The organism is Fluviicola sp. (assembly GCF_030151805.1).
GTDB lineage: Bacteria > Bacteroidota > Bacteroidia > Flavobacteriales_D > Crocinitomicaceae > Fluviicola.
This window is the reverse complement of record NZ_JASLCN010000242.1, coordinates 1-9700: the sequence shown is the minus strand read 5'-3', so window position 1 is coordinate 9700 and position 9700 is coordinate 1. Positions and strand designations below refer to the sequence as shown.

The 9700-nt window shown below is 41.3% G+C and carries 8 protein-coding genes; 4 read left to right on the top strand and 4 right to left on the bottom strand.

Annotated elements, in window-relative coordinates:
• Both Q1V93_RS09335 and Q1V93_RS09330 read left to right on the top strand, forming a co-directional pair.
• On the top strand, positions 1-703 hold a 703-nt coding region (locus Q1V93_RS09335; RefSeq protein ID WP_300664038.1), incomplete at its 5' end, for a PLP-dependent aminotransferase family protein.
• Between the two features lie 78 nt (positions 704-781).
• Positions 782-1372, top strand: coding sequence for an SMI1/KNR4 family protein (locus Q1V93_RS09330; protein WP_300664037.1), 591 nt, complete (start codon positions 782-784; stop codon positions 1370-1372).
• 143 nt (positions 1373-1515) lie between these two features.
• Here the strand turns inward: Q1V93_RS09330 and dnaK are convergent, their stop codons facing one another.
• From dnaK to Q1V93_RS09310, 4 genes are all read right to left on the bottom strand, one after another.
• Positions 1516-3420 (bottom strand): molecular chaperone DnaK, encoded by a 1905-nt coding sequence (dnaK, locus tag Q1V93_RS09325; RefSeq protein WP_300664036.1) that lies wholly within the window; start codon positions 3418-3420, stop codon positions 1516-1518.
• Positions 3421-3643: 223 nt separating this feature from the next.
• Positions 3644-4174, bottom strand: coding sequence for a hypothetical protein (locus Q1V93_RS09320; RefSeq protein WP_300664035.1), 531 nt, complete (start codon positions 4172-4174; stop codon positions 3644-3646).
• Positions 4174-5610, bottom strand: a complete 1437-nt coding sequence (locus Q1V93_RS09315) for an amino acid permease (RefSeq protein WP_300664033.1) — start codon at positions 5608-5610, stop codon at positions 4174-4176. The genes Q1V93_RS09320 and Q1V93_RS09315 overlap by 1 nt, the downstream gene beginning before the upstream one ends.
• Before the next feature lie 106 nt (positions 5611-5716).
• On the bottom strand, positions 5717-7246 hold the full coding sequence (locus Q1V93_RS09310) for an amino acid permease (RefSeq protein ID WP_300664031.1): 1530 nt from the start codon (positions 7244-7246) through the stop codon (positions 5717-5719).
• 147 nt (positions 7247-7393) lie between these two features.
• Between Q1V93_RS09310 and Q1V93_RS09305 the strand changes: the two genes are divergently transcribed.
• Positions 7394-9100 carry an AarF/UbiB family protein gene (locus Q1V93_RS09305; RefSeq protein ID WP_300664029.1) on the top strand — a complete coding sequence of 569 codons (1707 nt, stop codon included), beginning with the start codon at positions 7394-7396 and terminating at the stop codon, positions 9098-9100.
• A gap of 95 nt (positions 9101-9195) precedes the next feature.
• On the top strand, positions 9196-9700 hold a 505-nt coding region (locus Q1V93_RS09300; protein ID WP_300664027.1), incomplete at its 3' end, for an alanine--tRNA ligase-related protein.

Sequence of the window (9700 nt, the reverse complement as noted above, 5' to 3'; positions counted from 1 at the left end):
AGTCCTTCCAAAGATCAATGTGTGTTGTTTCACAACCAATTTCAGCAACCCTTTAGGAAGTTTAATGCCAGAGGAAAACAAGAAAGAATTAGTCAGAATGCTCACCGAAGCAAACGTCCCGTTGATTGAAGATGATCTTTACGGAAACCTCTTTTTCGGTGCTTCAAGACCCAAACCCTGCAAAGTATTTGACGAAGCCGGAATCGTGATGTGGTGCGGTTCTGTTTCCAAAACTTTAGCTCCCGGTTACCGGGTTGGCTGGGTTGCTCCCGGAAAATTCAAAGACAAGATTATCCGGCAGAAATTGTTACAAACTATCTCCACTCCGATTCTTTACCAGGAAGTTGTTGCCGATTTCATGGAACACGGCAGATACGATAATCATGTGCGCACATTCCGGAGTAAACTCTATTCCAACTGCCTGCAATTTCAACATGCGATCGAAGAATATTTCCCTGATAACACCAAAATATCACAGCCTCAAGGCGGATTCATGCTTTGGTTAGAACTGGATAAGAAACTTGATACTGCGGAATTGTATGATAAGGCGATTCAGCAAAATATCAGTTTTGCACCCGGAAGAATGTTCACATTACAAGATCAGTACAACAACTGCATGCGCTTGAATTACGCCCTGGAATGGAACGATAAAGTGCAGTTTGACTTAAAAAAGCTGGGACAAATGGTAAAGAATGCCTTGTAAACAGTCAGGTGTCTGAAAGGCACGAGTTTGTGTTTCATCATTTTTTATCTTAGCGCCGGGTTTTCAAAAATTAAAATCATGTCGGATTACAAACAACTCATTGATCAAATAAAGGCATTTGCTCCTGTTTATCAGAAAATTTTAAAAACTGGTGCAACACCTGGTGAAATAGCTGACTTTCAAAAACAGATCAACGTTTCTGTTCCCGGGAACTTTCTGAGTTTCTACGAAATTGCAAACGGTGGAGAATCTTACGAAATCGTAGATATTAGAGGGATCTGCTTTTATTCATTGGAACGAATTCCGAAAACCAAAAAGATGTTTGACGAAATTCTGGCTGAAAAACAGGCTGAAAATGAATTTTTCACCTGGCACACAGACTGGCTTCCTTTTGCAGATGATTATTCGTATGATACACTGGTGATTGATACTACCGGAAAAGTAAGCGGCAAAAAAGGATGTATTCTCAATCGCTCAAAAGATAGTTTTGAAGGTGATCCGATTACCATTATTTCCGAATCGTTTGAATCATTTATCCAGGAATGGGGACAACGTGTCTTACATGAGAAAGTATACCGGAAAGGTTCTCTTACAGGTGAATCTGAAAATTGGGTAGATGATTATGAAACGGAAGAGTACACTAACAATCATGTGAAACCCAATTTCTGATCAGCTTTAATAACCATATAAAACCAAAAGCCCGCTGATAAATGATCAGCGGGCTTTTATTATTTTCAATTACTTCAGGAAGTTTCTCCAATCAGTAACTTCGTTACAGGTCGGCACTAACGTTTCTCCAATCAGTAACTTCGTTACTTCTTATCGTTTACTTCTTCGAAGTCAACATCTGTAACCTCATCTCCTGCATTTGCTCCGGCGTTACCACCCTGAGCTCCTGCATCTGCACCACCAGCGTTTGCTGCGTTATACATTTCCTGAGAAGCAGCCTGGAATGCTGTGTTCAAACGATCCATTGCAGGCTCTAAGTTTGCGGTGTTTTTCGCTTCAAACTCTGTTTTCAACGCTGTCAAAGCATCTTCGATCGGTTGTTTTTTATCAGCCGGAATTTTATCTCCGTACTCTTTCAACTGACGCTCAGTCTGGAAGATCAATGAATCAGCTTTGTTCAACGTTTCTACCTCTTCTTTGCGTTTTTTGTCTGCATCTGCGTTTGCTTCAGCTTCAGCTTTCATACGCTTGATCTCTTCGTCAGACAAACCGGAAGAACCTTCAATTTTAATAGATTGCTCTTTTCCTGTTCCCTTGTCTTTTGCAGAAATGTGCATGATTCCGTTCGCATCCACATCGAATGTTACTTCGATTTGTGGCTCACCACGACGTGCAGGTGGAATGTCTGTCAATGAGAAACGACCCAATGTTTTGTTATCGTTTGCCATCGGACGCTCACCTTGTAACACGTGAATGTCTACTGCTGGCTGGTTATCTGCTGCTGTTGAGAATGTCTCCGATTTTTTAGTCGGAATAGTTGTGTTTGCTTCGATCAATTTCGTGAATACACCACCCATTGTTTCGATTCCCAAAGACAATGGAATGACATCCAACAACAAGACATCTTTTACTTCACCTGTCAATACACCACCTTGAATTGCCGCACCAACTGCTACTACTTCATCCGGGTTTACTCCTTTTGAAGGCGCTTTTCCGAAGAAACGTTGTACTGCATCCTGGATAACCGGGATACGCGTTGATCCACCAACCAAAATGACTTCATCAATATCGCTTGTAGACAATCCTGCATTTTGAAGAGCAGAACGACATGGTGCGATTGTTCTTTCAACAATTGAAGCAATCAATTGCTCAAATTTCGAACGTTGCAATGTTCTAACCAAGTGTTTCGGAATTCCGTTCACCGGCATGATGTATGGCAAGTTGATTTCTGTTGAAGTTGTTGAAGACAATTCGATTTTTGCTTTTTCAGCAGCTTCTTTCAAACGTTGCAAAGCCATCGGATCCTGGCGCAAATCCAAACCTTCTTCAGCTTTGAACTCATCAGCCAACCAAGTGATGATTGCCTCATCCACATCGTCACCACCTAAGTGAGTGTCTCCGTCTGTTGCCAATACTTCGAATACTCCGTCGCCCAATTCCAAAACCGAAACGTCATGCGTACCACCACCAAAGTCGAATACAACGATTTTTTGGTCAATTCCTTTTTTATCCAAACCATAAGCCAACGCTGCAGCTGTAGGTTCGTTAATGATGCGCTTGATTGTCAAACCAGCGATTTCACCTGCTTCTTTTGTAGCCTGACGCTGAGAATCGTTGAAGTATGCCGGAACAGTTACAACTGCTTCAGTCACTTCTTGTCCTAAATAATCTTCAGCAGTTTTCTTCATTTTCTGAAGAATCATTGCAGAGATTTCCTGCGCTGTGTACAAACGACCGTCGATATCTACACGTGGTGTGTTGTTATCTCCTTTTACTACTTTGTAAGGTACACGTCCAGCCTCTTTTTGAACATCATCAAAAGATGATCCCATAAAGCGCTTGATGGAGTAAATTGTTTTTGTTGGGTTGGTAATCGCCTGACGTTTCGCAGGGTCACCAACTTTAAGTTCACCACCATCTACGAAAGCTACCACAGAGGGTGTTGTACGTTTACCTTCAGAATTTGCGATTACAACTGGCTCATTTCCTTCCATTACGGAAACACATGAGTTTGTTGTTCCTAAATCGATTCCAATTATTTTTCCCATTTTATTTATTTTTTTCGTTTTTCGAATTTTCCTTCCATAAGTCAAAGGTTGTGCCAGTCACTTTTCAGGACCTTTTCATGTCAGAAATGTCAGGATTTGAACTTCAAAAGCAGAAAACGACTGACGAACTTGACACTTTTCCAATATATATTATGTCATTTTGTCATTCAACTCAAGCTATTCTTCCAATTTGCCAAATGGCAAACCGGACACTCCAAACCAGCTACAACGTGTTCTTTTTCACTTTTCTGGCCGGATTGGTTCTTTGCATCCAAACTTTCATACAAATAACGATTCCTCCAGTAAAACCAACAATATAAGAACTCAGATGTGCCCAGGCAACTGCCAGAAATGCCAATTGTTTATTAATCGGAATAACTCGTGAAAGCTCACCATTAAAATGAATAACTCCTGAGACCGCAAGAACATAACCAATTAATCCTGCTAACGACGAAGTAAGAATCATCATGAGAAGTAGCCTGATGACGTACCGTCTGATAATCGAAAACGGAATCGTATTGCTCTTCCCGATCGTATTAAAAGCTACGATCAGTATTCCTAAAATCAAGCCAACCCACCACGTAGCAAGGATTCCCCAAACAAGCGCAAGCATAAAAGGGTTTTCACTCTCTATTACTTTCGGGTGAGCTATTGTGAAGTATTCTACACAACTATTTGCAGTGATCATATCATGAACAATTCCAAAAGCAATGGCTCCAAACAAACATAGAAGAATTGTTTTCAGATGCAGCATCACTGAACGGATTCTTTCTTCCTAAACACCAGGTAATAAATCGGAATTCCCGTCAGAATCAAAACAATACTTCCAAACGTGTCCCAAAACGTGAATATTGTCAAAGAAATACAGATAACCGCTGCAAAAACCAAATACAAAAACGGAACTACCGGATAACCGAATGCTTTATACGGTCGTTCGGCATCGGGCATGGTTCTTCTCAATTTGAAAAGTCCTAAAATGGTTACAATGTAGAAAACCATTGAGCCGAAAGTGGCGAATTTGATCAGAACGCCATAAGAGCCGGAGAAACACAAGGCTATTGCCCACAAACTCTGAATCCACATGGCCCATGCAGGAACTCCGAATCGGTTTAATTTACTAGCTTTCTCAAAGAATAATCCGTCTTTCGACATGGCGTAGAACAAGCGCGAACCAGCCATAATCAACCCGTTGTTACAACCAAAAGTAGAGATCATAATGAGTACAGCCATCAATAGATTCGCTACATTTCCAAATAACATGTATGCCGCCGAAGTTCCTACCCGGTCCGAGCTTGCAAATTGAATTCCGGTCGACTCCACGGCCTCTTTCGTGTAAACGAAATCACCTTCAAAAGGAGTTCCGTGAAGCGGAAGCAAGCCCAGATAAGCAACGTTTGCCAAAATGTATAGAATCGTCACAATAAAAGTTCCAAGGAATAAAGAACGTGGCAGGTTTTTCTCCGGATTTCGGATATCTCCGGCAATAAAAGTCACGTTATTCCAGGCATCGGAAGAAAACAGGGAATTAATAATGGTTGTGGAAAGAACGATCATCAAACCTACAGAAGTCAAATCAGTCGTCAGCCAGCTTCCATCCGCTTGTTTCCTGGTAGATGTTGCATCCCACATGTGCTGGAAATTCTCATCGAAAAAACCGGAATAAAACCCAACGACGATTCCGGCAACAATTAAAACCGCCAATGCAATCAACTTCGAACTGGTGAAAATTGCCTGGATAACCTTTCCATAATTGATTCCCCGGACATTCAGTAAAGTCAGGATTAAAATGGTTCCGGCTCCAACAAAATTGGCTCCGTTGATCTTGATTGCTCCGTATTCAAAAAGCGTTTCATCTACCAAAACCGGGAAAAAGACTCCGGCAAACTTTCCGAAAGCCACTCCCACTGCTGCTATTACTCCCGTTTGAATCACTGTAAAGGTCGTCCACCCGTAAAGAAAGGAAGGCAATTTTCCCCAGGCTTCGCGAATGTACACGAACTGCCCGCCTGCTTTTGGAAACATGGCAGCCAATTCACCGTAACTCAAAGCTCCGAATAAGGTAATTACGCCCGTCATCATCCAGGTAAACAACAACCACCCGGAACTTCCGAGATCTCTTGCCATTTCAGAGGAAACGATAAAGATTCCCGAACCGATCATACTTCCCGCAACCAAGAAGGTTGCATCCATCAGCCCAAGTGTTTTTTTTGAGTTTTCTTCCATAAGTAGTAATAAAAAAGTCTCGTTCCTGAAATTTCAGAGAAACGAGACTTATTCCGGTATTATTCTAATAAAATTATTCTTCTGTCGTTTGATCTTCGCTTGCATTCAGGATTGAATCCTGACCCTTTAAGGTTTGTGCAAGTTCATAGTCATTCAGCTTACTATGTTTACGGCTATACAGGAAGTAAACAATGACTCCAAGGGTTGTCCAACACAAGAATGCAATCCACGTATCACGTCGAACGAAACACATCAATGTAACATTAAATGAAACTCCCAGGAATCCGACCAACGGTAACAATGGTACACGGAAAGGTCTTTCCAAATGAGGTTGTTTATAGCGTAAAATAACTACAGCAACACAAATCATTGCAAAAGCCAATAGTGTTCCCATACTACACATTTCAGAAACTTTATCAATTGGAGTAACTGATGCTACTATTGAAATAATAAATCCAACCAGTATTGTACTTCTAAAAGGTGTTTTGAACTTTTCATGCACTTTTCCAAACAAGGCATAAGGAAGAAGCCCGTCTTTCGCCATACCTAAGAAGATACGTGTTTGTCCCAACATCATTACCAACATTACGGACATCAAACCAGCAACGGCGGCTATCGTTATGAGTATCGTGGCCCAGGGCATCCCAATACCTTCAAACGCAGATGCAACAGGAGCTTTCATATCCAATTCGTTGTATGGAACCATTCCTGTTAATACCAATGAAACAACAATGTAAAGAACCGTACAAATAATCAATGACATGATAATTGCAAAGGGAACGTCTTTTTTAGGATTAATTGCTTCTCCTGCCTGGGTCGAAACCGCATCAAAACCGATATAAGCAAAGAATACAATCGTTGCCGCAGTGACTACTCCTCCCCAACCGAAGTGTGAAATACCTTCTGCATCAACTACTTTTTCCGGAACGAAAGGAACCCAATTATCAGTATCAATAAAGAAAAATCCAACAAAAATTACAAATAAAACTACCGCAACTTTCAGGATTACGATTAAGTTATTTGTTTTGGCTGCTTCTTTAATTCCACGAACAAGGATTGCGGTAATAACCCACGTAATTAAGAATGCAGGTAAATTGAATGCAAAACCAGGTTCCGCCATCCCTGCTGCTTTGGCTTTCTCAGCCGCAGTAACCGGGTCATTCATCAACCATAACGGTGGATGAATGCCACATTGATGCAGGAGTTTTTCAAAATAACCACTCCAGGCAACCGCAACAGTTGTGGCTCCCATCATGTATTCCAAAATTAAATTCCACCCGATGATCCAGGCAAACAACTCACCAACAGTACCATATGAATAAGCGTAAGCAGATCCTTCAACCGGAAGAACTGCTGAAAACTCGGCATAACATAGAGAAGCAAACAAACAACCAACCCCCGCAATAACGAATGCAAGAGCCAAAGCTGGTCCGGCATGATCGTGGGCGGCAATACCTGTCAATGTGAAAATTCCACCACCGATGATTGCTCCAATTCCAAGTGAAGTTAGTCCCCATCTGGTTAAGACGCGTTTCAGTTCACTTTTTTTCATATCCGCCTCAAAGAGGGCTATTGGCTTTTTACGCCATGGACTACCTGCCATTATATTTAGATTTTTTAGTTTTCGAGTCGTTAAAGATAGAAAAAATGTGAATGAATGCTAAAATCAAATTATTTGTTCCGATTTTCCTTACCTTATCTCAGGTTACTAAACTTTCGATTACATTTGATATAAATAACCTTATCTATTATGTGGATATTTCGTTTTAGCTCAAATCTCAAGAACTTCTTCCGTTTGCTTTCAATCATCCGGATCATTGTCGGGCACTACCTGGCTAATTGGTTTACGACCGGGCCACTACGTGTTATTTTCGACCCGAGAGGCAAAAACCGAAAAACACGTTCCGAAAGATTACGCTTAATTATCGAAGATTTAGGTCCCACATTCATCAAATTCGGGCAGATTGTGGCCGACAGACCCGATATCGCTTCGGAAGGTTTGAGAACTGAACTGAAAAAACTGCAATCCTCTGCCCGACCAATGCCCGATGATATTGCCATTCAGATCATCGAAAATGAAATTGGAGCGGATATCGAAACCGTATTCTCAGAATTCAATCCACATCATATTGCTTCGGCGTCAATTGCACAGGTTTACCTGGCAACACTGCAAACCGGAGAAAAAGTTGTTTTAAAAGTTCAACGCCCGAATATCCGCAACAAAATAAGACTGGATATCAAACTCCTGCAGATCTTCGCACGGAAAATTCAGGCGCAATACCCGGAAATCAGCAATTTTAACCTGATTCGCTTCATTGAAGATTTCGGAGATATCATGCTCAAAGAGTTGGATTTCATGAACGAGCTTTCGAACATGATGCGGTTCACCAATATGTTTAAAGGTGACGACCGTGTTTACATTCCGAAAGTATACAGTAAATATTCTACTTCGAAACTTCTTATCATGGAGTACATCGAAGGGGAAGCTCCCGATAATCTTGCGAATCTGATCACCAAAGGATACGATGCGAAAATCATTGCTGAAAACGGAGTAAACATCATCTTGTCGATGATTCTGAGACACGGATTTTTCCATGCCGATCCGCATTCCGGAAACTTATTTATCCGGGGTGACAACCAATTGGTGATGATCGATTTCGGAATGTGTGCCAGCCTGAAACCAAAACAGATCGACGGATTGATCGATTTCTTAATTGGTTTTTCAGACGGAAATCCGCACAAAATTTCGAAGGCCTTATTGAAACTCACCGAAGTTGAGAATCTCCGCGACATGGAAAGCCTCGAATTCGAGATCAAAGAATTGACTCAGAAATACACGTATTTCAATTATGACGATGTGGACATTTCGGGATTGTTTACCGATACCTTCAAGTTATTGATGAAATACGGAATTACGATTCCGAGCAGTTTATACATGCTCCTGAAAACACTTGTAACGATTCAAAAAGTAGCGGAATCATTGCAGGTGAAACTGGATCTGATTGCCATGGTGAAACCTTACGCAAAAGAAAAGATCAAGGAGCGTTTCGGCTGGAAAAACATCAAGTCGAAACTCGTTAGCTCTGCGGAAGATTATCTCTATCTGATAGAAACGCTTCCGAAAGACATCAAATCTATCGTAACGGGTTTCAAACAAGACGGTATCAAACACAATATCCGATTGGGAGAAGAAGGCAATTCCATCGGAAACAACCAGCTCCGCTGGCATATCTACCGACTGGGTTCAATCATGTTGCTTGGAATCCTGTTGATTTCCGCAACCTTATTGAAAGTTTTCAATGTTCAAATTGTTATTTCAAGAGACGGAAAACCACTCATGAAAGACGGAGAACCGGTAATGCAGGAGATTTTCGGAAACTTCCCGGATGTCTTCTTTGTGACAGTTGTCATTCTCTGTATTTTCGCTGCACTCAGGATGACATTCCGGGCGAAGTAGATAAAGATTTCAATTTCATCCCCTTAAAAATTCACGAATTCGACTAAATTTGCGGACTATATTATTATTGAACGAAAGTTCGCAAGTTAACAACAATGACAGTACACGAAATTCGCAAGCACTTTTTTGAATTTTTTGCATCGAAAGGACATCAAATCGTTCCTTCTGCACCGATGGTTGTAAAGAATGATCCGACCTTGATGTTTACCAATGCCGGAATGAACCAATTCAAGGATTATTTCCTTGGAAATGCGGTTCCGAAATACCGCCGTGTCGCCAATTCTCAAAAATGTTTACGTGTTTCAGGAAAGCATAACGATTTGGAAGAAGTGGGAGTTGATACCTACCACCACACGATGTTCGAAATGCTTGGAAACTGGTCATTCGGTGATTATTTCAAAGAAGAAGCAATTACCTGGGCATGGGAATTACTGACGGAAGTTTACAACATTCCGAAAGACCGTTTGTATGTGACTGTTTTTGAAGGTGACGAAAAAGACGGAGTTCCGAAGGACCAGGAATCGTATGATATCTGGAAAAGATTTATCGCGGAAGACCGTATTATCATGGCTTCCAAGAAAGATAATTTCTGGGAAATGG